Below are 25,873 nucleotides of genomic sequence, written 5' to 3'. Positions count from 1 at the left end.
CCTCAATTATGTGAGGGGCATTTTTCTATTCTAATATGCTTTTTAGTGTATCGATATGTTCTTTTGAGCCAGTTACAAGTAATGTATCGCCGTGTTGTAGGCTTGTATCACCATGTGGGATTAATGCTTTATTTCCACGATAAATTTGAATGACGAGTACATCGCCTAAAAATGGAAGGCGACGAAGTGCAACGCCGTTATATTTATTACTCCGTAGTTCCACTTCACGGACTGTTTCGTTTGCTGTTGTAATTAAGCGAACGAGACTCGGTTTATCAATTAGTGCACGTAATAGAATACGTGTAGAGTTAATTGTTGAGAATACGGCGATATGTTCTTGCGTTGCTTTTTCTTGTAGAAGTGGATCTTCTACACTTGCAATAACATGTTCAACCCCTAGCTCTTTTGCATGTTCTGCTAATAATAAGTTTTGTTCATCATCGCTTGTTGCAACAACAACGCGGTCTGCATGAAATGCTGTTTGTTCAGTTAATGAAGCGATTGTGATGTCATCTAATTTTACGATAGGGAAGTCATGTGATTTCGCTTCCTCATCATTTATTTTATTTTGACGCATCATATATAGTGTTACGTCATAATCTTCTCGTTTTAAATCAAGTGATAACGGAAGGGTAATTCTGCTTGCGCCAATAATAGAAACTTTTGGTTTTGGTGTTTCTACTTTTGGGAACATTTTTTTAAATAATATAGGTGCAAAAATACAAGTAATAACTGCGCTTAAAATAAGGGAAGCAGATAAACTTGGACTGATGATTCCTAGTTTTTCACCAATTTGTGCAGCTGCAATAACTAAAGAAAGTGTCGATGTTAATAAGATGGCACTTCCTAGTACGATATTACGTGGATACCATTTTCGTAAGACGAGTGATGGTAACAGTTTTGAAATAAAGAGTCCTACAATTAAAATTGGGATCATTAGCATGCTAGAAGGTTCTTTAAAAATAGACCAAACTTCTAGATTCACACCAACCATTACGAAGAAAATAGGGATGAAGAAACCGTAGCCGATGGAATCCAGTTTTTCAACCATATCTTCATTTGGTGATAATAACGATACGAGTACCCCTGCTAAGAAGGCACCTAAAATATTTTCAGCTCCAACAGATTCAGATAACCCAACTAATATTAAGATGAGTGCAAAAACAGCTCGTGTATCAATTTGTACACTACCAGCTTTTAAGCTATCTAAGTATGGAATGTTTTTAAAGCGTTTTGCAACGAAGTAAATAACAATACCAGCGCCGAATAGAAGAAGAAGGAGCCACATGCTTTGGCCGCTTTCGGAATTTAATCCGACGAATACAGCGAGTAAAATCATTGTAACTAAATCTGCAATAACAGCGACTAATAAAATGATTTGTCCGATTGCCGTTTTTCCTAAGTTATTCTCTTTTAATGTTGGTACAACAACACCTAAAGAAATAGTTGAAATAATTAAAGTCATAAACATTGCATTATCCACGAATCCTAGCCATACGAACAGTAATGATAGGGCATAAGATAAGATGAAAATAAATAAGAAGATAATGCTTGCTGCTTGGAATGTGTTTGGTTCGTTTGTCGTATTCTTTTTCCCTTTTTGTTTAAAGATAGAAAAATCAATTTCTAAACCGCTTAAGAACATTAAGAAGATAAATCCTAGTGTCGATAAGACTTGAAGCCACATATCTGGCTCAATAATATTAAACCCACTTTTACCTACAAAGATTCCTGCAATGATTTCTGCAACAACGACAGGAAGTGCTTTTAATTTAAAGCGTTGTAACAAAAGGGGAACGAAAAACGCGATTGCAACGACAACCATAAGTGATAGAACAGAAGTATGATGTTCCATTGCGTTCTCTCCCTTCAAATAAATATAGTACTTATTTAGCCATATAATAGGTAGAAAAGCAACGCATATGGATTCGATTTCATAAAGAAAGAGTTTTCTTAAGATTTGTCATAATAAGTATATTTTTCATGATTCTGTTGTTAATTCCGTAATGTGGATGTAATAGGAGAGGGGATAAAGTGAAGGCTTTTACGGGCAGTTGATCCCCCTGGGGTCTTACTGCTCGTTAATGAGGGATAAAAAAAGACTGCTGAGGAATCTCAGCAGTCTTTTTCATGTACATTACATTGAGAAGAAGATCCATACAGTTAAACCAACTGTTGCAGTTGCAACGAAGAAACTGTATATCATAGTAAGAATTTGAACTCTTCCTTCTCCTTCTTTTAAATGCATGAACATAATTAATTGTAACAACGCTTGCGCAACAGCCATTACGATAATAGTTGTTAAGATTGTTGAAAGTGGCAAGTTTGTATAAAGTGCCACGTATAACGCTAGAAACGTTAGTGCAAGCGATAAAATAAATCCGAAAACGTGTGACCAAGGGAATCCGCTATGCGCATGCCCGTTTGCCTGGTTGTTATTTTGACCCATTTACGCCACCATCCCGTTCAAGTAAACTAGTGTGTAAATAAAGACCCAAACAAGATCAAGGAAATGCCAGTATAAGCTGATAATAAATACTTTACGAGCTGTAACTGGTGTTAAACCTCGTTTTAAAATTTGGATAATAACACAAATTGCCCAAATGATACCGCCTGTTACGTGGGCTCCGTGCGTTCCAAGAAGAACGAAGAATGCAGATAGGAAAGCACTTGTTTGAATTGTTGCGCCTTCACCGATGTACATAATGAACTCTTCGATTTCAAAGAATAGGAAACCTGCACCTAAAAGTAATGTAAGGATGAACCATCCAAGCATTGCTTTTTGGTTGTGCTTACGCATTTCGTGAATTACGATACCACATGTGAAACTACTTGTTAAAAGTAGTAATGTTTGAATTAAAAGCGTTTTAAGTTCAAACAGTTGCGCTGGGGTTGGGCCATCTGCCGTACGACCAGCAAGTACTAGATAAGAGGCGAAAAGTGTTGCGAACAGCATAATTTCAGCCCCAAGAAAAATCCAGAATCCTAGGATATTCAATCTGCTTTGCTCGGATTGATATTCCAAAGGTAAGCTTTTATCTAAAGCCGCCATATCATTTCACCTCTCATGCTATATGTTCTGTTTCTTTAATTTCATCAACACTTACGTAGTAGCCATCATCATAATCGAATGAACGATAGATTAAGCAAGCTAAAATACCAACGCCGCCGATTGCTGCAAGCCAGAACCAGCTAAATACTAATGCGAAACCTGCAAGACCGAAGAATAAAGACGCAATAATAGGCACACCAGAGTTACTTGGCATGTGAATTGGTTTGATATCTTCTGCTGCTGGTGTAACTGTTTCTCCGCGTTTTTTCATGTACCAGAAAGCATCAGCTTCTTTGATTTCAGGAAGTTTCGCGAAGTTGTAATGTTGTACAGGAGATTGAGTTGCCCATTCAAGTGTACGGCCATCCCATGGATCTCCAGTTGTGTCACGTTCACCGTGACGAGCACTCCAAATTACGTTGTAACAAAGAATTAGGAAACCAATACCCATCATTACCGCACCAACAGATGCGATTTGGTTTAGCCATCCCCATCCAAGACTTTCAGAGTAAGTGTACATACGACGAGTCATACCGTCTAAACCTAAGAAGTACATTGGGAAGAAACAGATATTGAATCCGCTCATAAAGATCCAGAATGTCCATTTACCTAGGCGTTCGTTTAACATATGACCAGTCATTTTTGGATACCAGAATGTGAATCCAGCAAGCATAGCGAATACTGTACCTGCGATTAATACGTAGTGGAAGTGAGCAATTAGGAAGTAGCTGTTATGGTACTGATAATCAGCTGCTGCCATACCAAGCATAACCCCTGTAACCCCACCGACTACGAAGTTTGGAATAAATGCCAATGACCAAAGCATTGGAACTGTAAAACGAATACGTCCTTTATACAGTGTAAACAACCAGTTAAAGATCTTAACCCCGGTTGGAATCGAAATCGCCATTGTCGAAATCGAGAAGAATGAGTTAACCGCTGGACCTGCACCCATCGTGAAGAAGTGATGAAGCCATACGACGAAACTTAGTAAAGAAATTGCAACCATTGAGTATACCATCGCACTGTAACCGAATAGACGTTTACGTGAGAATGTACTAATGATTTCAGAGAAAATACCGAATGCCGGTAAAATAACGATATATACTTCAGGGTGACCCCATACCCAGAATAGGTTGGCCCATAACATTGGCATACCGCCGCTCGCCATCGTAAAGAAGTGAGCATCGAATAGACGGTCAAATGTCATTAATGCAAGAGCAACTGTTAATACTGGGAAAGCGAAAATAATGATAACTGTTGTAATTAAGATTGACCAAGTAAACATTGGCATTCTCATTAAAGTCATACCAGGTGTACGCATTTTTAAGATAGTAACAAGGAAGTTAATACCGGTCATTAGCGTACCGAGACCTGAAATCTGTAATGCAATTGCGTAGTAGTTATTTCCTACACCAGAAGTAAACTCTGTACCTGCCATTGGGAAGTAAGAAGTCCACCCAGCGTCTGGAGAACCACCGATTACGAAAGCGATGTTGAATAACATTGCTCCGACAAAGAATAACCAGAAACTTAAAGCATTTAAGAACGGATATGCAACGTCACGAGCACCAATTTGTAATGGTACTACAAGGTTCATTAATCCCATAACGAATGGCATCGCCATGAAAAGAATCATAACTGTACCGTGTGTTGTGAAGATTCCGTTATAGTGTTCAGCATTTAAATAAGTTGTTTCTGGGAATGTTAACTGTGCACGGATCATTAAACCGTCCATACCACCACGGAATAACATGATAACCGCAGAAATAATATACATGGCCCCAATCTTTTTATGGTCAACAGTTGTTAACCATTCGTCCCAAAGCCATTTCCATTTTTTATACTTTGTTAGTACGAAAATGATTGCTAATGTCACAAGAACGATAGAAGCGTCTGCACCGTAAATAATCGGGTCACCTGTGACAAAGAATTCATCAAGCTTCACTGTGTTCACTCCAATCTGTTGGAATAATAGCTATTATTTTTTGTTTTTGTAGTAGTTGTAATCACAATATTCAAGTGATTTTGGATCTACATAACTTAAGTGGTGACTAGAGAATGTCATACGACCAACTACACCAGGTTTAACAATTTCGTTGTACTTATCTTCTGTTAGTTTAGGAGCAGTTTGTTGTACTTCTTTAACCCACTTGTCATATTTCTCTTTAGTTTTTGCTTCAACTTCGAACTCCATATGTGTGAATCCTTCACCAGAGAAGTTCGCACTACGGCCTAGGTAAGAACCCGGCTTATCAGCTTGTAAATAAAGATCCATAATCATGCCATCCATAGTGTACTTCATACCACCAAGTTCTGGTACCCAGAAAGCATTCATTGGACCGACAGAAGTCAGTTTGAATTGAATTGGTACACCAGCTGGGATGTTTAAATAGTTAACGGTTTCAATTTTTTCCTCTGGGTAACTGAATAACCATTTCCAGTTTGCAGATGTAACATAAATCTCAACTGGTTTAATATGTTTGGACTCTTCCGGAACCTCTTCCGAAGCATACGTTGCTTTTACTGTTGGAATCGATAATGCGATAACGATAATAACAGGAACAAGCGTCCAAATAATTTCTAATAATGTGTTACCGTGTTGTTCAGGTGGCTCGTAGTCCATATTCTCTGGTTTTTCACGATAACGAATCAAGATGACTGTAAACAAGATGAATACAATTGCGATAATTAATGACATAAGCAAGAATGACCAAACAATTAAATCATACTGTGCTTTTGCAACAGGTCCTTGCGGATTTAATACTGCGAGTTTCTTATCACAGCCGCCGAGGAACAGAAGTAATGATAACGGAAGAAGCGAAGCCAGCTTCCAAAACGTTTTCTTTAGTTGCACGATTGAAAATCTCCTTTCTCCTTGGATTGAAACTATGCCAATAAAACAATATAAACCTATTAATTTATAGATGGCAATAGTTTTTGTGATATTGTTAAAAAATAGACACAAATGCACACTTTTTAAGGTGAATATCATTTGTAACTTGATAACATTGTAAACCATTTTCCAGTGAAAAACGTGATTGTGGAAATTTTAAGATAAATAAAGTTATACCAAGATATCCAAGAAATAGAAAAAAGCTATCTTATGATAAGAAAGATAGCTGAATATTTTGTATATTTAGTTTACTTCTTTTTTTAGATTTATTTGTTGTTCAAATGTGACAACTTTTTTATATTTTAATTGGTATAAAATGTAACAAAAAATCATAAATGGAATACCACAATAAAGAGCAATTCTCTGATCTGGAATGAAAGCTAAACTAACAAATGTAATGAAATTGAGTGAGAATGCTACGATTGGAACGATTGGATAAAGTGGTGTGCGATATTTTAAATCATTAATGTCCCCGCCGTTTTTTAAGAAATTTCTACGGAAGAAAAACTGTGAAGCTGCGATTGACATCCAAACTACGACAGCGGCCATAGCTGCAATAGATGTTAAAACTAAAAAGACAGTATCTGCCGCAAATATACTTGTTAATAGAGACAAACTTGCAAAAATTAGACTGAAAATTAATGCGTTTAGTGGCACTCCTTTTTTAGTTAACTTCGTAAAAGCTGGACTTGCCATTCCTTGTTTTGCCATCGCCCAAAGCATACGAGAATTTGCGTATAGACCAGAGTTGGCTACGGATAATACTGCTGTAATAATAACAAAGTTCATAATGTCAGCTGCATATGGAACACCAGCCACATCAAATACAAGTACAAATGGACTTTCGACTAGATTAGCCTCTTGCCATGGGAGTAAACCTACAACAACTGATATTGCTAGGACGAAGAAGAAGAGAGTTCGCCAAATGGTATTTTTAATCGCTTTTGGAATTGTTTTCTCAGGGTTTTCACTTTCTCCTGAAGCAATTCCGATTAATTCTGTTCCTTGGAAGGAGTAATTTACTGTAATCATCGTAAGAAGAACAGCTAATGCACCGTTTGGAAATAACCCGCCATTTTCAGTGAAATTGTGAAGCATTGGTGCTGGTTTTCCATTAAAGTCTAGTAGACCGAACATAACTGCACCACCGAGTACGATGAAAATAACAATGGTTGCGACTTTTACACTTGCGAACCAAAATTCTGCTTCTGCATATGCCTTTGCTGATAATGCGTTTACAAGAAAGAGTGCTGCTGCAAATGTAACACACCAAATCCACGAAGAAACGTCTGGAAACCAACGTTTCATTAAAATACTTACAGTTGTTAACTCTACCCCAACTGTAACAGCCCAATTTAACCAATACATCCAACCGACAACAAATCCAAAACCAGGTGAAATAAATTTGCTTGCATAGCTTTGGAATGAACCTGCTTCTGGCATAGCAACTGATAATTCACCAAGACATAACATCGTTAAATACATAACAAATCCACCGACTAAAAATGCAAGAATAGCACCACCAGGACCGGCGTTATGGACGATTTGACCAGATCCCATAAATAGGCCAGTTCCGATAACCCCACCAAGTGCAATCATAAATAGGTGTCTACTTTTCATTGTTCGTTTTAAATCTGTTTGTTCTACTTGTTGATTCATATGCCCCTCACCCCGTTATTTTCTTGTATGAATTGATTTTCATTCCGAGTTTTTAATCATTAGTGGGGGATGTGACACATACTCGGCTTATTTATTATGAAATGAATGGAGTATGTAAAAATGCGAACTATGACTAAATACTCTAAGAATGTTTTTATTAACAAGGTGATATCTTCACTATGTTAATTATTTTGATTTTAGCAAAAATATTCAGAAAAGTATATTGTTTTTTCTTTTTATTAAAAATAATTAGAATTTTATAACGATGGAAGTGTGAACAATAATTCATAGAATCTTTCTAGCAAACTAGTAAGAAGAAAGGTACAATGATAAGAGGTATGTCTGTAAAATAATAATTAATGGAGTTTTGTTTAAAATGAAAAAGTTAAAATATCTTTTTGTTTTTGGAATTATATTTGCTGCCGCGTTTTTTATAGGGAAAGATAAAATTATACAAAAGGCGCAAGTGTTCCGTTTAGAGTTTTTATCTGAAATGAAAGAAGCAACTATGATTGAAAATGTTCCGTTTATAAAGCAGTTACCAGAATTACCTCGTGGATGTGAAGTTACAAGTTTGGCTATGTTGCTAAAATACAAAGGTATACAAGTAGATAAGATGCAACTTGCTAGCGAAATTCATCGTGTTCCATTTGAACAAAATGGTTTACGTGGAAATCCTTATGAGGGGTTTGTTGGAAATATTTATACGAAGGCAGAGCCAGGATATGGTGTATATAATCAACCCATTTTTAATTTAGCAGAAAAATATGCTCCTGAAAAAGTAGTTAATTTAACAGGTAGAGACGTGCAAGATATGTATAAAGTAGTTAGTTCCGGTTCGCCAGTATGGGTCATTATTAATACAACGTTTAAGCCACTAGCCGAGAGTAGTTTTGAAACATGGAATACAAGCTCTGGCGAAGTGAAAATTACATATTATGAACATAGTGTAGTAATAGTTGGGTATGATCAAAACTTTGTATATGTAAATGATCCGCTTAAAAATAATCCGCGTTTTGCTGTTCCGCGAGCAGAGTTTGAGAAAGCTTGGGAGCAAATGGGGAAACAAGCGATTACTATTCTATAATACTGAAAAAGTCATCTTTTTGATGGCTTTTTATTTTTAAGTTATTATAATGGAAAATTCAGAATATTCTTTTAAAAGTTAACAATTCACGTTATAATAACATTTAACTTGGTGAAGAAGGGGCGAAGAGAAATGGATGTTGCAAAGGAACTGGTTTTATCGAAAAATCAATTGATTGAGTGGAGAAGGCATTTTCATAAGTATCCAGAGTTATCTTTTCAAGAAGAAAAAACATCGCAATTTGTATTCGATATACTTCGAAAAATCCCATGTTTAGAAGTGTCAAGACCTACTAAATATAGTGTAATGGCAAGGTTGATTGGTAAGCAACCTGGTAAAACCATCGCGGTTCGTGCTGACATGGACGCTCTTCCTATTCATGAAGAAAATGAGTTTGATTTTATTTCTACATATCCAGGTGTTATGCATGCATGTGGCCATGATGGACATATAGCGATATTACTTGGGGTCGTACATAAGTTAGTAGAAAAAAGAGAGAAGATTAAAGGAGAGATTCGTTTTCTCTTCCAACATGCAGAAGAAAACTTTCCTGGCGGTGCAGAGGAAATGGTTGCAGCGGGCGTAATGGAAGGTGTGGATTATATTATTGGTGCTCACCTTTGGGCATCGTTAGAGGTTGGTAAAATAGGTGTAATTTATGGTCCTGCAATGGCTGCCCCAGATGTTTTTAAAATTACGATAGAAGGAAAAGGTGGACATGCTGGAATCCCTCATGAAACGGTTGATAGTATTGCAATCGGTACACAAGTCGTTTCGCAACTTCAGCACATTGTATCTCGCCTCACGAATCCGTTAGATTCTCTTGTAGTATCTGTTACGCAATTTCATGCTGGGACAACCCATAATGTGATTCCAGAACAAGCGGAGATTGAAGGGACAGTGCGGAGTTTAAGACATGAGTTGCGAGAAGAAACAGAGAAAAGGATTGAACGGATTGTGAAGCATGTGACGGAATCTTACGGAGCGAAATATACATTTTCTTATGAATATGGATATCGACCAGTAGTAAATGATTATGAAGTTACAGAGATTATTGAGCAAACTGCATTACAGCTTTATGGAAGGGAACGAGTTACTCGTTTACAACCGACGATGGCTGGGGAAGATTTTTCAGCGTTTTTACAAAAGGCGCCAGGGACATTCTTTTTTATCGGAGCGGGAAATAAAGAGAAGGGAATTATATATCCGCACCATCATCCTCGTTTTACGATTGATGAAGATGCATTACCGATTGGAGTGGAAGTTTTTGTATCATCTATTATGAATTTTATAAGTAAAGGAGAATGAGATGAAGAAAATACACGTATTAGCGCTTATTCCAGTTTTTTGTTTAGTTGTTGGACCTGTATTTGCTAATTCAGTTACTCCTTACGTATTAGGGATGCCATTTTTATTATTTTGGGTATTATTATCGGTGCTCATTACGTCTCTTTGTATGGGGCTTGTGTACGTATTTGATCCTGCTAATAAGGGGGATGTAAAATGATCGCCTTACTTATCATTATTTTATTTTTGTTTCTCGCACTATTTTTAGGAATTCGGGCACAACATGGAAAAGATATGAATTTAGAGCAATGGTCAGTTGGAGGAAGAGGCTTTGGCACTATTTTTGTTTTTCTTCTTATGGCAGGTGAAATTTATACGACGTTCACATTTTTAGGCGGAAGTGGATGGGCGTATAGTAAAGGAGCACCTACTTTCTATATTTTAGGTTATGGTGCACTAGCTTATATTTTATCTTACTTTTTATTGCCGCCAGTTTGGAAGTATGCGAAAGAGCATAATCTTGTTTCACAGCCAGATTTTTTTGTGAAGAAATATAAGAGTCAGACGCTTGGCATTATCGTTTCTGTCATTGGGGTTATTTCAATTATCCCATACCTTGTTTTACAGTTAAAAGGATTAGGTATTATCGTTTCGGAAGCATCTTACGGCAGGGTATCACCAGTTATTGCAGTGTGGATTGGTGCGATTGTTATAACGATATATGTAATGGTTTCAGGCATATACGGCTCTGCTTGGACAGCCGCTTTGAAGGATATTATGATCCTGTTTATCGTTATGTTTTTAGGTATATATTTACCATATCATTATTACGGAGGTTTTCAGCCGATGTTTGAAGCTGTAGAAGCAGCAAAACCAGGATTTCTATCTTTACCTGATGAAGGAATGAGCATTTCTTGGTTTGTTTCTACTATTGTATTAACAGCTCTCGGTTTCTATATGTGGCCCCATACATTCGCTTCTGCTTTCTCTGCAAAAAATGAAAAAGTATTTCGTAAAAATGCGGCAATTATGCCATTGTATTCTTTAGTTTTACTTTTCGTGTTCTTTGCAGGGTTTGCAGCTATACTGCAAGTTCCAGGGTTAAAGGGAGGGGATGTAGACCTTTCGTTATTCCGTCTCGCTCTTCAAACATTTGATCCATGGTTTATTGGTATTATTGGTAGTGCAGGAGTATTAACAGCATTAGTTCCGGGTTCCATGCTTGTTATGGCGGCATCTACTTTATTAGCAAAAAATATTTACCGAACAATGGTCCCATCTGCTTCAGATAGACAAGTTGCTAAAGCGGCAAAATTATTTGTTCCTGTAGTAACGCTTGTAGCTGTTTTGTTCACTTTTAAAGGTGGAGAAACAATAGGAGCACTTCTTTTAATGGGATACAGTATAGTGACACAACTTTTCCCTGCGCTTGTATGTAGTTTGTTTCCACGTCAAGTTATTACGAAGCAAGGGGCAATTGCAGGAATGGGGATTGGATTGTTAGTGGTCGCATATATTACTTTATCTGGTTCAACTATAGCTACAATGTTTCCAGGTTTCCCTCAATATATAAAAGATTTAAATGTAGGTATAGTCGCATTGTTAATGAATATGATTGTGATGTTTATCGTTAGCGGGTTCACGAGAAATGTGTCTATAAAGACAGACAGTATAATAGTAGAAAAGTAATCCGTGTGCTAGAGCTATCTTTGAAAAGAGATAGCTCTTTTTTGTATATATTTTCTTCTATTAGCGGAATCTAACTAAAAACTTGTTGAAAAGGAAGTTAGGTGGGGGAATTGTTAGAGTTAAAAGGTAACTTATTTGAAGTTATGAAAGAAATTAGGGATGAATTAGGTTCGCCTAATGATTTAACAATTAGGGAAGTTGCCCTTGCGGGTAGTTTTACACGCTGTGCGGTTATTTTTTTATGTGGGTTAACAGATAAGGATAATGTTTATAAATATGTAGTTCGTACACTTCAATATGAAGAAGTACAAAAAGAAGAAGCTGTTGTTCAAACATTATTGGATCGTTTTATTTCTATTGCAGAAGTCGGTATGAAGACAACGTTTCCAGACATTATAAATGCGATTTTAGCAGGAGACACAGTTATATTAATTGATAATATTCAAACCGCTATTGTCATTAATAGCCGAGCATGGGAAAAAAGAAGTCTAGAATCTCCAGTAACAGAAGATTTAATACGTGGACCAAGAATTGGATTGAATGAAGATATTAACGTAAATAAGATGTTAATTCGCCGCAGCTTACGTGATCCGAAGTTACGGTTTCGATCCTATATTATGGGGAAGCGATCGCAAAAAGAAGTAACTTTAGTCTATATAGAGGATATTATTAACCCTTATATTGTAGACGAATTAGATCGACGGCTTCAATCAATAGTGGCAGACGTTATTCTTGAGACAGGAACGATTGAGCAATTAATTCAAGACAATAATTTATCACCATTCCCGCAATTTTTGAATACAGAAAGACCTGATAATATAGTGGCTGCGCTAGCGAAAGGAAAAGCGGCCATTTTAGTGGACGGATCACCATTTGCTCTTATCGCTCCACTAGTGTTTGTTGATATTTTTCAATCTGTAGAAGATCATTATGAGCGCTGGGTAATTGGTACGTTATTAAGAATTTTACGTATGGGATCAGGTATTGCTGCTGTTTTACTACCTGCCACGTACGTAGCGCTTGTTTCGTATCATCAAGGGCTTATTCCCTCTAAATTAGCTTATTCTATTGCGGGAGCGAGAGAAGGGGTACCATTTCCGGCATATATAGAAACGTTAATGATGGCATTAACGATGGAGTTAATACGAGAAGCGGGAATTAGGTTGCCAAAACCGATGGGGCAAACAATTGGGATTGTAGGTGGTCTTGTAATTGGAGAAGCTGCGGTGAACGCAGGGATTGTAAATCCGTTTTTAGTAATTATTATTGCAGTTACTGCAATTGCTACATTTTCACTGCCTGTATATAGCATTACGATTACGTTTCGGATTTTACTTTTTGTCTTTGTTTTAGCGGCGACTGCTTTTGGACTATATGGAATTATTTTAGCTCTTATTGCACTTGCGATTCATATTACGAATTTAAAGAGTGTTGGGGTGCCATATACAACGCCTATTGCTCCTGCATTTTATAAAGATTGGGAAGAAGAAATGATTCGCTTGCCAAAATCAATGTTGAAAGAAAGACCAGAGTACTTACAAACGAAAGATTCTACAATACGTCCAAAGGAGCGAGAGTAATTGAAGCCATTTGAATATGGGGATGAAGAGATTGGATCTCGTGAAATTGGTTTTGCGGTATCGTCAACAATTATCGGTATAGGTGCATTATCTATGCCGCGAGATATTGCTACGCAAACCTTATTTTCGGACGGTTGGATTATTTTGCTTTTGGGTGGATTAGTCTGTGCGGTTTTAGGGTGGTTTGTAACGAGGGTAGCTATTTTATTCCCAAAACAAAACTTTGTTCAATATACGAGTGCACATTTGACGAAGCCTGTTGCATACACAATTAGTAGCATTTTAGTATTAACGTTTGCTGCTTTGACAGCATATGAATCGCGAATGATTGCAATTATTTCACAAACGTATTTATTTAGTGATACACCAGTGCAACTATTGTCTTTCTTTTTCCTATTAGTTGTTATTTATGGAATAGCAGGATCGAGAGCGGCTTTATTAAGGCTAAACGTTTTGTTTTTACCTATAGTTTTAATTGCGATAGTGCTGCTTTCTTTATTGAATATAAATTTAATGGAAATAAATAATTTACTACCAGCTTTTCAAACGGACGTCAGTCAATATGCTGTAGGAGTTAAAAACTCTATTTTCACATTTATCGGATTTGAGGTAGCTCTGTTTTATGCTGTGATGTTGAACGATAAGTCAGTGAAAAAGGCACCGATGGCAGTTGCAAAAGCGGTGATGGTAAACGTGTTGTCATACATTTTAATTTATGTAACTTGTATTAGTGTTTTTACATATATGACAACACGTGGATTGACATATCCAACAATTGAACTAGGGAAAGAAATTGAAATTGGTGGGGGGTTTTTAGAAAGGTTTGATGCGATTTTTTTTACTACTTGGATTATTACTATTTATAACACTACAGCAATGTATTATGACGTCGCATCTTTATTGTTTTGTGCTATGTTTCCGAAAGTGAAGAAACATATTTTTATTTTCGTAAGTGCCCCGATTATTTTTATGCTGAATATGATACCTAGTAGTTTGAATGACTTGTCAAATTACGGAACTTATTTAGCTTGGATAGATATGGGCTTTGTCGTGTTAGCACCTTTGTTAGTTTTTATTGTATATAAAATAAAAAGAAGGAATGGTAGAAATGAAACACCTTCTTAAAATTATAATGCTTCTAGTGTTAGCGGGATCGATAGGTGGATGCTCTGAGTTAGAAGAAATAGAAGAAAGAGGATTTGTAGTAGGTGCAGCCTATGATATTGTGAAAAAAAAGAAAGCGAATCCAATTATGAAAGGGACGTATCAGATGGTACTCCCCAGTAAATTGTCGCAACAAGGTGGACAAGGTGGTGGAGATAGCGAAAATTATATTAATGTGAGTGCGAAGGCAGATAGTGTCTTTGAGCAAATACGAATTATTGCCAAAAAAATTAGTCGCTCACTATTCTTTCCGCACATACAAGTGATAATTTTTTCTAAAGATTTATTATCGAATCCATATGTTTTACAAAATACGTTAGATGTATATATTCGTGATCATGAGATGAGAAGAAATATACGTTTGTTCGTTTCTAAGAAAAATGCAGAAGCTATTTTGAAGCAGAGCGCTAAGCCTGAAAATTTACCGGCGCAGTATATTGATATGTTAGCTGAACATCCTCCGAAAAATGCTCAAATGATTGAGGCTGCAAGAATTGGTGAAGTTCAGGAAAAGATGATTTCCAACCGAAGCTTCGTATTACCTATTCTTGAATTAACAAGGCAAGGGGTACAAATGAACGGGGCAGCGTTGTTTCGCGGGAAGGATAATAAGTGTGTAGGTAGTTTGAATGGAGAAGAAACATTTGGAATAAATTATATAATAGGTAAGAAAATTGGAGGATTCTTTACCATTCGTAAAAAAGACCAGCTTATTACATATGAAATTCATAAAATGCGTCGAAAGATTAAAGTATCTACAGAAAATGCTACAAAACCGAAGTTCGATATTCACTTGTTTTTGGAAGGAACATTGGCTGAGTTGCATTTTAGTGATCATAAACAAATTATGAACGAAAAGCGATTAAAGAAAAACATCACGGAGGAAATGGAGAAGCGCATTCAAAAATCGATTAAGCTTGTTCAAAAAAAATATAAGGTAGATGTATTAGAGTTAGGGGACGTATATAAGCGGCATAATTATAAAGAATGGAAGAAGATAGATAAGAATTGGGATCAAGGTGAAAATTACTTTAGTAATGCTGAGATTACTGTTCATGTTCATCCGACAATTGAGCATTCAGGTTCAGCTTTACCAAAAAGAGTAAAGTAAGGTGATGGAAGGTGTTTACTGGATTAGGAATTAGTTGCACAATATTAATGGCGATTCTTCCGGGGGCCATATACTTTATTCATAAGAAACTCACAATGTATGGAGCACAGCCTTGGAATACTGATGCACAAAAAAAGAAACCTGAATGATTTCAGGTTTCTTTCGCACAAAGCATATGTGAAGGGGGATACCTTCTATGTATGCTTTGCTTTTATACAAGCCCTAACCAATGTACCAACTGTGTAGAGAGGAATGTCACAACAATGGCGATAACGGTAGGGATTGCAAACGATAAGAATGTCCATTTTGCACTTTTTGTTTCTTTATATATGTTAACCAGTGTTGTTCCACATGGGAAGTGAAGAAGTGAGAACAACATTGTGTTTAACGCTGTTAACCAAGTCCAACCATTTTCTAAGAATAGATTTTTAATTTGATTAAAATCGTCTATTTCAGTTAAAGCTCCAGTTGATAAATAAGACATTAATAAAATAGGGATAACAATTTCATTCGCTGGTAGTCCAAGAATGAATGCAGCTAAAATAAATCCATCAAGTCCTAACATTTTAGCGAACGGATCTAGGAAGTTTACAAAATACATAAGTAAGCTTGTGTCACCGATGAAAATATTAGCTAGTAACCAAGTTAATGCAGCAGCAGGGGCAGCTACAACAACAGCTCGTTTTAAAACATAAATTGATTTATCGAGTGTTGCACGTACAATTGTATTCCAAACTTTTGGTTTACGGTACGGTGGTAACTCAAGAGTGTAGTGAGTTGGCACACCTTTTAAAGCTGTTTTTGATAGTACCCAAGAAACAGTTAATGTCATAATAACACCAATTACAACCATTCCAACTACAACGCCAGCAGTAACTAATGTTTGCATACTACCTGTATAACCAGCGGCCATAAATAATGAAGCCATTAAAATTAACATAGGCCAGCGACCGTTACAAGGAACGAAGTTGTTTGTTAAGATTGCAAGCATACGTTCACGTGGTGATTCAATAATACGCGTTGACATAATAGCGGCTGCATTACAACCAAATCCCATTGCCATTGTTAAAGATTGTTTGCCATGTGCACCGGAGCGTTTGAATAAGCGATCCATATTAAAAGCGACACGTGGTAAGTATCCGTAGTTTTCTAATAGTGCGAACATAGGGAAAAAGATTGCCATAGGTGGTAACATAACGCTAATAACAGCACCGATACCACGGAATAAACCAAGTATTAAAATGCCATGTAGCCATTCGGGTGCATGTGCTGCCTGGAACCAAGATGTTAAATATCCTTCGGCCCATCCGAAAAACTCAGCAATCATATCAGATGGTACGTTAGCACCTGCAATTGTAAGATAAAAAATAATAGATAAAATACCGAGCATAATTGGAAATCCCCAGATTGGAGATGTGAAAATTTTATCTAGTTTTTCAGAACGATACAATTTATCAGTATTTGTATATTGAACAGACTCTTTACATATGCTTGCAGATGTTCGATAAATATCTCCGACAATATCATCTCGTATATCTTCTTTTGAGAGTGTTTGTGCATGTTGAATAATATAGTCTAATGGAAGAGCTTTACTGGCTGAGTGAGATTCCATTCATTACGACCTCCCTTACAAGCGGTTCATTATGGTGTTTTTGAAGTGTAGTTAAGAAATTTTTATCTCCATCTAATATACGTAACGCAATCCAACGTGCTGGATACATATCACCGAACACTTTATAAATTTGTGGTTCTAATTCCTGAATCATATTTTCGATTTTTTCACTGTAAGAAATTTTAATTGGTGTTGGAATTAATTTTTTATTTGCTACTTTAGCGATAACGCTTAGCAAATGCCCAATACCTACTCGGTTACGAGCAGAAATCTTAACTACAGGTACACCGAGCGATTTTGCTAATTTCTTTTCATCAATAACGATGCCTTTTTTCTCCGCTTCATCAATTAAATTAATACAAATGACTACATTGCTTGTCATTTCCATCACTTGGAGAGCTAAATTTAAATTTCTTTCCATTGCAGTTGCATCTATAACAACTACAGTTACTTCTGGTTTTTCAAATATAATATAATCTCTTGCTACTTCTTCATCCGCAGAATTTGAATATAGTGAGTAAGTTCCGGGTAAATCTATTAATGTATATTTACTTCCGTTATGTTCATATTCCCCTTCAGCTTTTAAAACAGTTTTTCCCGTCCAGTTTCCAGTGTGTTGTTTTAAGCCTGTTAAAGTATTAAATAATGTACTTTTCCCGGTGTTCGGGTTGCCAGCTAAAGCAATACGATGTTTGCTCATCTGAAATCATCTCCTATTAATACCCCGAAAATAAGGGAACTTTCTTCCTTACGTAGTGCGATAGTTGTATTGCTTACTTGATAAGCGACCGGATCTCCAAGCGGACTGCGCTGTAATACTTTAATTGTTGCCCCAGGGATAAATCCTAAGTCTAATAAACGTCGTTTCATAGTTCCTTCTAATTGTATCTTCTCAATTTGTACAAACTCTCCTGTCTTAAACTCGGAAAGTGGTTTTGTATTAGCCGATACCATAAAAGTTACCTCATCTCTATATTGTTTGTTTAAGTTTAAAAAGTTTCCTTAGGTAAACTTTTTGTTAATAATATAGTAGACTACATTGGATGATGCTGTCAATTGGTACTTTAAAAATATTCATTTATTTTTAGAATTGTTCCAATTTATTTAGTTGTACTAAAAAATATTACTGAAATTCTGTTGAATGTAAATAAAGTAAGAGTGTAAAAGTTAAAAGATACAATGTATTTGTAAATGTATTTTTAATTAAAAAGGGAAAAGAGCGAAAAACATTTACATTGAATTTACATTGTTAAGAATAAATTTACATTACAGCTTAATTCGTGTGGATTTTGTTGGGTTCTTTAACTATAAATGTTGGGATTCCTAGCTTTTAAGGGTTATTATCGTCATTTACTTAAAATTAAAAATTGCTTAACACTCACATAATATTGTTGTCCTACAATGAATTTGTGTTCGAAAGAAAATGAATTCGAAAAGTGATAATCCAAATGGGGGTACAAGACATGGTTATGAAAAAAGGTATTAAATTTTCTTTAGCAGCTTTAGTGGTAGCAGGGGCGTTAGTTGGATGTGGGAAAGCAGATGATACAGCTAGTAAAGAAACTGCTAAAGGAAGCGATAATACAAAACAAGAATTATCAGGTACGATTGCAGCAGCTGGTTCTACAGCTCTTCTACCTCTTGCGGAGGAAGCTGGAAAGAAATTCATGGAGAAAAATTCAAAAGTTTCTATTCAAGTGCAAGGCGGCGGTAGTGGAACTGGGATTAACCAAGTAGCATCGGGTGCAGTACAAATTGGTAATTCAGATGTTCCATCAGGGGATAAAATAAAAGATGCTGAAAAAGCGAAAGAATTAGTAGATAACAAGGTTGCGGGTATTGCATTCGCGCTTGTCGTAAATAAAGATGTAAAAGTTGATAACTTAACAGTGCAACAAGTACAAGATATCTTCACTGGGAAAGTAACAAACTGGAAAGAGGTAGGCGGGAAAGATGAAAAAATCAACGTAATTAACCGTCCAGCTTCATCTGGTACACGTGCTACATTTGAAAAGACAGTTATGAAAGAAGCGAAAATTAATGATGGAACTGGTACAACACAAGATTCTAACGGTGCAGTAGAGCAAGCGATCAATTCTACTCCAGGTTCAGTAAGTTATTTAGCAATGTCTTACATGGTTGGCGATAAAAAAGGTGCGCTACAAACAGTGAAAATTGATGGTTCTGAACCAAAAGTTGAAAACATTTCGTCTGGTAAATATCCATTCTGGTCTTACGAGTACATGGTAACAAAAGGTGAAGCGAAAGAAGCAACGAAAGCTTACATTGATTATGTAAAAGGAAAAGACTTTGAAAAGCAAGTAGAAGATATGGGTTACATCCCAATGTCTAAATTAAATAAGTAATAAATTTTTATGGGGCTGGCTGCAAGGCCAGTCCTGTTCATTTCAATCTATGAAGTGGGGTCTGACCTGTGATGAAGGGGAAAAAACAAATTAATTACGTAAAAAGTGAATATATAGGAAGATCGCTTGTTACGTTTTGTGGTATTTTTATTGTTTTAATTACATTAGCTATTATTGCGTTTATTTGCGGTAAAGGTATTCAATCTTTTACACAAAGTGGTATCTCATTTACTGAGATGTTAACATCGACAAAATGGAATCCAAATGCTGACGAAGGAACCTTCGGGGCTTTGATTTTTATTGTAGGTTCAACGGTGGTTTCGTTAGGTGCGGTTATTATTAGTGCACCAATTGCTATAGCTCTTGCTATATTCATGAATTTAATTTCGCCAAAGTTTGGAAATAAAGTATTGAAGCCCGTTTTAGAATTATTAGTTGGTATTCCTTCGGTTGTATACGGATTATTAGGGGTTACGATTTTAGTGCCACTATTACGTGATTCGTTCGGGGGAGTGGGATTTAGTCTAATTGCGGGTATTGTTGTATTAAGTATTATGATTTTACCTACTATTGCTAGTATCGCTTCTGATGCAATACGCTCTGTTCCATTTGATTATTTAGAAGCTTCTTATGGTCTAGGATCAACGAAATGGCAAGCGGTTAGCCGAGTGATTGTTCCTGCTGCGAAAAAAGGGATTTTAACAGGTGTTGTTTTAGGTTTAGCGCGTGCTTTTGGTGAAGCATTAGCGGTTCAAATGGTAATCGGGAACACAATTAAATTACCAGAAGGAATATATAGCCCGACAGCGACGTTAACTGGTATTTTGACAATGGACATGACAAATACATTAAACGGAACTGCTTGGAATAATGCGCTATGGACTTTAGCGATGATTTTACTTGTTATTTCATTCCTGTTTATTTTAGTAATTCGAGCGATTGGGCAAAGAGGTGAGCGATAATAATGAATGCAAGAACGGTAAATAAAATTTGGACAGGTATCTTTTATGCGGTTGCGGCTTTAGTTGTAGCTCTGCTAGTATTCTTAGTGTTTGAAATTCTGCAAAAGGGATGGGGATTTTGGGATCCTGATTTTTTGTTTGGAGAACCAAGTAATACAAGAGCTGGTGGTGGGATTGGTCCACAGTTATTCAATTCTTTCTACATGCTTGTTATAACGCTTGTTATATCTATTCCTCTTGGGTTAGGGGCTGGAATATATTTAGCAGAGTACGCAAAACAAGGGCGCTTTTTAAATTTTGTTCGCTTATGTATTGAGACAATGGCGTCGTTACCTTCGATTGTTGTTGGTTTATTCGGTTTGTTAGTGTTCGTTACCATGACGGGTTGGGGATACACAGTAATGGGCGGTGCTCTTGCTTTAACTATTTTAAACTTACCAGGTTTAACACGTGTTTGTGAAAATGCGATTTCAGAAGTGCCTCATAATGTAAAAGAGGCAAGTCTTGGATTAGGTGCAACGAAATGGCAAACAATTGCTCGTATCATTATTCCGTCGTCATTACCGCAAATTATTACAGGTATTATTTTAGCGGCAGGTCGTATATTTGGTGAAGCGGCAGCGTTAATTTACACAGCGGGTTTAACATCCCCGATTTTAAATTCAGCAGCGGACTTCTCAAGTCCTGCGCATCCTTTAAATCCATTTAGACCAGCTGAAACGTTAGCGGTTCACATTTGGAAGTTAAATTCTGAAGGAGTTATTCCGGATGCAAAGTTGATTGCGACAAAATCTGCAGCTGTATTAATTATTATGGTATTACTATTCAACGTTATTTCACGCTTGGTAGCATCTATATTGCACAAGCGTTTTACAGGAACGAAAAGAAAAAGTAAAACGACGAAGAAAGCAAAAGTGGCATAAATTATAAAGAGGAACTCTCTACTTATAAGTAGAGAGTTCTTTTTGTATTTTAATATAGAAGGAATGGATGTAATGATTGTTGAATTTGTAATTGATTATATAGATGAATAGGTACAGGTGAGAGGAGAAGTTAATTTGTTTTTTCTGCAAATGTCAGGTTTTCCTGGATCGGGAAAATCGACAGTTTCTAAGTATATAGCGAAGTTAACGGGTGCTGTAATTGTAAATCATGACGTTTTGAAATCGGCATTGTTACAATCATTAGAAATGAAAGGGGTTGAATCGACAATTGTTGGAGGAGTATCATACGATGTTGAATGGGCATTGATTGATTCTTATTTAGAACAAGGGCATAGTGTTATATTAGATAGTCCATGTTTATATGAAGGGATGGTTGAAAAAGGAATGAAACTGTCTAATAAACATGGTGTGAAATATAAATATATTGAATGCTATCTTAATGATATGGAGGAGATTAATAATAGGTTACAAACACGTAAACGTATGGTCAGTCAGATTGGAAAAGTCGATTCGGAAGTAGCTTTTAAAAAGTGGTTAGATGGTAGTAAAAGACCTTTAAATAGTGAATGTCTTATTGTAGATTCTGGTAAACCTCTAGAGCGATATGCTCAAAAAATGATGGATTATATCAGTAAGTAGAGAAAAGGCGTTATCTTCGTTCTTGAAGATAACGCCTTTTTCTTTAAATATCAGGTGTTTCTGTAGAAGTGCTTATTTTTCTACGAGAGCGTCTTTTTCTCCCGATTTTATCTAATAGTTCATACATAACTGGAACGACTACTAATGTAAGAACGGTTGAGACTGCTAAACCACCGATGACAACGACGGCAAGACTTTTTGATACCATGCTTCCTGCTTGCGATTGACCAAATAGGAGAGGAAGCATAGCGACGATTGTCGTTATAGCTGTCATAATAATTGGACGTAATCTAGTAGAACCCGCTTCTAGTAAGGCTTCTCTTGTTTCCATGCCGTGTTCCCGATTTTGTTGCACTCTTTCTATTAATACAATAGCGTTTGTAACGACAATCCCGATTAACATTAATGCGCCGATTAAGGAATTTACATCAACAGGTGTTCCTGAAATGATTAACCCTAAAATACCGCCAACAGCAGCTAATGGCAAGGAGAACAAAATTGCAAAAGGAGCGCGCGCCTGTCCGAAGGTGATAACCATAATTAAATATACAATCCCGATTGCAATCCCCATAATTTTGAATAAATCTGTGAAGTTCTCTTGCATAGATTCAGTTGCACCTGCAATAGTTACTTTTGCGCCGCTAGGTAAGTCTAAGTTAGCTATCGTTTCGTTTACTTCTGCGCTTACTTTACTTAAATCTTCATTTGAGGCCTCGGCAGTAATTTGAATCGTTTCTTTTCCGTCTTTATGGAAGACTTCTGTTTGAAGTTGCTTTTCTGAAATAGTTGCAATGTCTTTTAAAGGAATTGGTCCATTAATAGGTGATAGTATGTTTGTGTTTAAAATGTCTTCTTGTTTAGTAATGTTTTCTTTTTTGTGTTCTATTATAATAGTTGTTTTTTCATTATTAATTGAAACTTCACCAATAGGTGATTTCTTCATAAGGAATGCTACTTGTTGAGCTGCTAATTCTGGTGTTAAGCCTAGTTGTTCGGCCTTTGTTTGATCAACATGGATTTGCCATTCTTTCTTAGAGTCTTCTAAATTTGTTTTTACTTTAGAGAGAGCAGTCATATTTTTTAGTTTTGTTTCGACGATAGTAGCAGCCTCTTTTAAATTCGTTTCGTTAGTAGCTGTTACGTTGAATTGCAAATTGTTGCCACCACCAGAGCTTGAATAACTCGTTTTTATATAATCTAGTTCAGCAGGCTCAAAAGCTTTATGTTCTTTCTTTAACTCTTTAATATATTGATCAATATCAGAGCCTTTCTTGAAGACTACAAATATACTGGCAAGATTATTTTTTGTCGTTTGCCCCCATTGTGCATCTTCTGCGCTAGATCCCATTCGTAAAATAACATCCGTTACATCCGAATTAGAAAGTAATTTCTTTTCGAAATCGAAGGCTTTTTGTTTTTGCGTTTCAGGAGCGTAATCAGTTGGGAAAGTCATATTAATAGATAACATTGTGTCGTCTTCAGATTTTATGTTCGCTTTCGGTAGTAATACATAGGCTGCAATTGATCCTACGAATAATAATAAAGCAGTAAGTAGAATAATGAATTTATGCGAAAGAGCCCACTTTAATGTAGCGACATATCGTGGTGAAGAACTTGGCTTTTTGTGCTTTGTTTTTTTGAGTAGTAAAAAAGCCATAAGTGGAACAACTGTTAGTGCAACGATTAAGGATGATAGTATAGAATATACAACTGCTAATACCATAGGTAACATTAATTTTCCGATTACTCCTGATACGAGGCCGATAGGTAAGAAAACAGCGACCGTTGTTAAAGTAGAAGAAGTAATTGCGACGGCGACCTCTTTCGTTGCATCGAGAATAATATCTTTAGAGAAAGATTCTTTTTGTAAACGGCGGAAAATGTTCTCGATGACAACGATACTATCATCAACGAGACGTCCAACTGCAACTGCTAAACCACCAAGCGTTAAGGTGTTAAGTGTGATGTTAGATTGGTGTAGTAAAAAGAGTGTTAATAAAATAGATAATGGAATACTGACAACGGCGATGAGTGTCGTTCGGAAGTTACGCAAAAAGATTAAGATAATTAGAGTTGCAGCAATTGCTCCAAGAATTACTTCTTTGCCCATACTAGTAACAGCATTTTCAACTTGCTCATGAGTTGAGGCTAAAAGTTTAATAGAAAACTGATCTTTATATTGTTTACTTATATCTTTGATTTTCTTATCGATTTCCTTTCCGATTGCAACTGCATTTTTGCTTGGCTCTTTCATGATGATTAATCCGGTTCCTTCTTCTCCGTTTATATGTGAGATTGTATCGTAGTGTTGTTTAAGTTCAATTTGAGCAACATCTTGCAATTTTACTTGAGGTGCAACAGTTATGTTTTTAATATCATCTACATTTTTTATATCCCCAATGACACGAAGATTATATTCTTCTTTATTAACGGTAATTGCTCCAGCTGGAGTGGAAGTTTCTTTTCCTTGTAAAACTTTTAATATTTGTTCTGTTGCTACGTTTTTATCTTTTAATTGGTTTGGGTCTAGTGTGATAGATAATTCAGAGGTTGATTTTCCGAAAAACATAACGTTGGCAACACCATCAATGCTTTCGAGTTGTGGTACGATTTCTTTTTCGATTTGCTTTTCATCTGCTTTTGAAAAACCGTTTTGCTTCTGGATAGCAATTTGAGCGAGTGGGATCATAGAAGTATTTAATTGGCTAACTATTGGTTTCGTTGCATCTTTAGGTAATTTAATTGTGTTAATGGCCTTTTCAACCTCGCGTGCTGCGTCTTTCATATTTGCTTTGGATGTATACGCGATATCGATACGTGATAATCCCTCGTGCGTAGAAGAGGTGATGCTGTCGATGTGTTCTAAATTGCGAAATTGTTTTTCGAGGGGATCAGTTACTTCTTTCGTCATCGCTTCAGCGTCGAGTCCTTGAGATAAGGTTGTGACAGTGACTGCTGGATTATCGATGCTTGGTAAAAATTCCATAGGTAGTTTAGATCCGGAATAAACGCCAAGTACGGAAATGAGAAAAACCATGATGATAACAGCAGCGCGGTTTTTTAATGAAAACTTTGTTAACCTATCCATAAAGTAATTCCTCCATTGGTTTATTTATAGTTGAGTACGTCCTTTCTTACTATATAACAAAAAATGGATATTTTTCATTAATTAAATGTAAAAAAATTCTAACAATAATCTTAAGTTAATGTTTTTGTTGGAATTTCGTTATTTATGCCGCTATTCGCCGAGCGATAAGACTATTACCTAATCGAGCTGTCTGTAAACAACCGATTCGTTCAATTAATAGTTTGTGTGGAGGAACAAAACTAAAAATCGGCATGTTTGCTTTATGTAGGAAGTGGTGAATCTATTTTTTAGTTTGGATTAATTTGTTTTTTATATTGTTAGTCTATAGAGAAGCGAATGATCAGGCGTTAATATAGAAGAGAATGAAAATCTAGGAAGGGGTTATGAAATACAGTTTGGTTAACTAGAGTGTATTGGTATACAATTTAAATAGCTGTTTTCCGTAGATGGGATGAGGCGTCTCTATATAGAAGAAAGTAGGATGGATATTTTTTTGTGTTTTTTTAAAAAAACACTTGTTATTTAAAAATCATGATGGTATATTAATAAACGTCGCTGATGCGGAAACGCAGAAAACGACAAAAAAGAAATTTTAAAACTTAGTTGACATCAAAAAACGAAGATGTTAATATGGTGAAGTCGCTTCTGGAGCGGCAAACAAGTTCTTTGAAAACTGAACGAAACAAACAACGTGAAACGTCAATTTTTATTTTTAGATGCTAGACAAACTAACTTTA

General features: G+C 36.2%; 21 protein-coding genes. 11 read left to right on the top strand and 10 right to left on the bottom strand.

Annotation, left to right across the window (positions count from 1 at the left end; all coding sequences use genetic code 11):
* Window positions 1–25: 25 nt before the first annotated feature.
* The 6 genes from AC3WTA_RS22170 to AC3WTA_RS22145 all read right to left on the bottom strand — a co-directional run bounded on the left by AC3WTA_RS22170 (window position 26) and on the right by AC3WTA_RS22145 (window position 7,607).
* On the bottom strand, window positions 26–1,855 hold the full coding sequence (locus tag AC3WTA_RS22170) for a monovalent cation:proton antiporter family protein (RefSeq protein WP_000399985.1): 1,830 nt from the start codon (window positions 1,853–1,855) through the stop codon (window positions 26–28).
* 282 nt (window positions 1,856–2,137) lie between these two features.
* Complete coding sequence (gene qoxD, locus AC3WTA_RS22165) at window positions 2,138–2,449, bottom strand: cytochrome aa3 quinol oxidase subunit IV (protein WP_000531382.1); 312 nt, start codon at window positions 2,447–2,449, stop codon at window positions 2,138–2,140.
* Window positions 2,450–3,052, bottom strand: coding sequence for a cytochrome aa3 quinol oxidase subunit III (gene qoxC, locus AC3WTA_RS22160; protein WP_000729313.1), 603 nt, complete (start codon window positions 3,050–3,052; stop codon window positions 2,450–2,452).
* Window positions 3,053–3,065: 13 nt separating this feature from the next.
* On the bottom strand, window positions 3,066–5,000 hold the full coding sequence (qoxB, locus tag AC3WTA_RS22155) for a cytochrome aa3 quinol oxidase subunit I (protein ID WP_000762383.1): 1,935 nt from the start codon (window positions 4,998–5,000) through the stop codon (window positions 3,066–3,068).
* 33 nt (window positions 5,001–5,033) lie between these two features.
* Window positions 5,034–5,909 (bottom strand): cytochrome aa3 quinol oxidase subunit II, encoded by an 876-nt coding sequence (locus AC3WTA_RS22150; protein ID WP_001176181.1) that lies wholly within the window; start codon window positions 5,907–5,909, stop codon window positions 5,034–5,036.
* A gap of 282 nt (window positions 5,910–6,191) precedes the next feature.
* Window positions 6,192–7,607, bottom strand: a complete 1,416-nt coding sequence (locus tag AC3WTA_RS22145) for an amino acid permease (RefSeq protein WP_001076072.1) — start codon at window positions 7,605–7,607, stop codon at window positions 6,192–6,194.
* Window positions 7,608–7,983: 376 nt separating this feature from the next.
* On the opposite strand from AC3WTA_RS22145, the gene AC3WTA_RS22140 reads away from it, so the two are divergent.
* The 7 genes from AC3WTA_RS22140 to AC3WTA_RS22110 all read left to right on the top strand — a co-directional run bounded on the left by AC3WTA_RS22140 (window position 7,984) and on the right by AC3WTA_RS22110 (window position 15,525).
* Window positions 7,984–8,694 carry a C39 family peptidase gene (locus AC3WTA_RS22140; RefSeq protein WP_000734466.1) on the top strand — a complete coding sequence of 237 codons (711 nt, stop codon included), beginning with the start codon at window positions 7,984–7,986 and terminating at the stop codon, window positions 8,692–8,694.
* Window positions 8,695–8,826: 132 nt separating this feature from the next.
* Window positions 8,827–10,002, top strand: coding sequence for a M20 family metallopeptidase (locus tag AC3WTA_RS22135; RefSeq protein WP_000382108.1), 1,176 nt, complete (start codon window positions 8,827–8,829; stop codon window positions 10,000–10,002).
* Window position 10,003: 1 nt separating this feature from the next.
* Window positions 10,004–10,201, top strand: coding sequence for a DUF3311 domain-containing protein (locus AC3WTA_RS22130; RefSeq protein ID WP_000719861.1), 198 nt, complete (start codon window positions 10,004–10,006; stop codon window positions 10,199–10,201).
* Window positions 10,198–11,670, top strand: a complete 1,473-nt coding sequence (locus tag AC3WTA_RS22125) for a sodium:solute symporter family protein (protein ID WP_000561012.1) — start codon at window positions 10,198–10,200, stop codon at window positions 11,668–11,670. Before AC3WTA_RS22130 ends, AC3WTA_RS22125 begins: the two co-directional genes overlap by 4 nt.
* Before the next feature lie 101 nt (window positions 11,671–11,771).
* Entirely contained in the window at window positions 11,772–13,250 is a 1,479-nt protein-coding gene (gene gerLA / locus AC3WTA_RS22120) for a spore germination protein GerLA (RefSeq protein WP_095205680.1), read from the top strand.
* Window positions 13,251–14,375 (top strand): spore germination protein GerLB, encoded by a 1,125-nt coding sequence (gerLB, locus tag AC3WTA_RS22115; RefSeq protein ID WP_000802029.1) that lies wholly within the window; start codon window positions 13,251–13,253, stop codon window positions 14,373–14,375.
* Window positions 14,359–15,525, top strand: coding sequence for a Ger(x)C family spore germination protein (locus tag AC3WTA_RS22110; protein WP_000681622.1), 1,167 nt, complete (start codon window positions 14,359–14,361; stop codon window positions 15,523–15,525). The genes gerLB and AC3WTA_RS22110 overlap by 17 nt, the downstream gene beginning before the upstream one ends.
* Window positions 15,526–15,736: 211 nt before the next feature.
* Here the strand turns inward: AC3WTA_RS22110 and AC3WTA_RS22105 are convergent, their stop codons facing one another.
* The 3 genes from AC3WTA_RS22105 to AC3WTA_RS22095 are packed head-to-tail and all read right to left on the bottom strand — an operon-like array spanning window position 15,737 to window position 18,091.
* Complete coding sequence (locus AC3WTA_RS22105) at window positions 15,737–17,137, bottom strand: nucleoside recognition domain-containing protein (protein WP_000443603.1); 1,401 nt, start codon at window positions 17,135–17,137, stop codon at window positions 15,737–15,739.
* A complete protein-coding gene (locus tag AC3WTA_RS22100; RefSeq protein WP_000033857.1) occupies window positions 17,115–17,837 on the bottom strand; it encodes a FeoB small GTPase domain-containing protein in 723 nt (240 codons plus the stop codon). The genes AC3WTA_RS22105 and AC3WTA_RS22100 overlap by 23 nt, the downstream gene beginning before the upstream one ends.
* Entirely contained in the window at window positions 17,834–18,091 is a 258-nt protein-coding gene (locus AC3WTA_RS22095) for a FeoA family protein (protein WP_000252989.1), read from the bottom strand. The genes AC3WTA_RS22100 and AC3WTA_RS22095 overlap by 4 nt, the downstream gene beginning before the upstream one ends.
* Before the next feature lie 509 nt (window positions 18,092–18,600).
* Between AC3WTA_RS22095 and AC3WTA_RS22090 the strand changes: the two genes are divergently transcribed.
* The 4 genes from AC3WTA_RS22090 to AC3WTA_RS22075 all read left to right on the top strand — a co-directional run bounded on the left by AC3WTA_RS22090 (window position 18,601) and on the right by AC3WTA_RS22075 (window position 22,048).
* A complete protein-coding gene (locus tag AC3WTA_RS22090; RefSeq protein ID WP_000245097.1) occupies window positions 18,601–19,503 on the top strand; it encodes a phosphate ABC transporter substrate-binding protein PstS family protein in 903 nt (300 codons plus the stop codon).
* Between the two features lie 71 nt (window positions 19,504–19,574).
* A complete protein-coding gene (pstC, locus tag AC3WTA_RS22085) occupies window positions 19,575–20,465 on the top strand; it encodes a phosphate ABC transporter permease subunit PstC (RefSeq protein WP_000676675.1) in 891 nt (296 codons plus the stop codon).
* Between the two features lie 2 nt (window positions 20,466–20,467).
* The gene (pstA, locus tag AC3WTA_RS22080; RefSeq protein ID WP_000994129.1) at window positions 20,468–21,388 is read left to right on the top strand and encodes a phosphate ABC transporter permease PstA; all 921 of its coding nucleotides are present in this window, start codon (window positions 20,468–20,470) and stop codon (window positions 21,386–21,388) included.
* A gap of 135 nt (window positions 21,389–21,523) precedes the next feature.
* A complete protein-coding gene (locus AC3WTA_RS22075; RefSeq protein WP_000465765.1) occupies window positions 21,524–22,048 on the top strand; it encodes a P-loop nucleotide/nucleoside kinase family protein in 525 nt (174 codons plus the stop codon).
* A gap of 43 nt (window positions 22,049–22,091) precedes the next feature.
* Here AC3WTA_RS22075 and AC3WTA_RS22070 read toward each other — a convergent pair whose 3' ends face one another.
* A complete protein-coding gene (locus AC3WTA_RS22070) occupies window positions 22,092–25,136 on the bottom strand; it encodes an efflux RND transporter permease subunit (RefSeq protein ID WP_070169402.1) in 3,045 nt (1,014 codons plus the stop codon).
* Window positions 25,137–25,873: the final 737 nt, after the last annotated feature.

Source organism: Bacillus sp. EB106-07-01-XG149 (assembly GCF_058791555.1).
The sequence above is the reverse complement of the archived record's forward strand: the minus strand, read 5'-3'. Positions and strand labels throughout refer to the sequence as shown.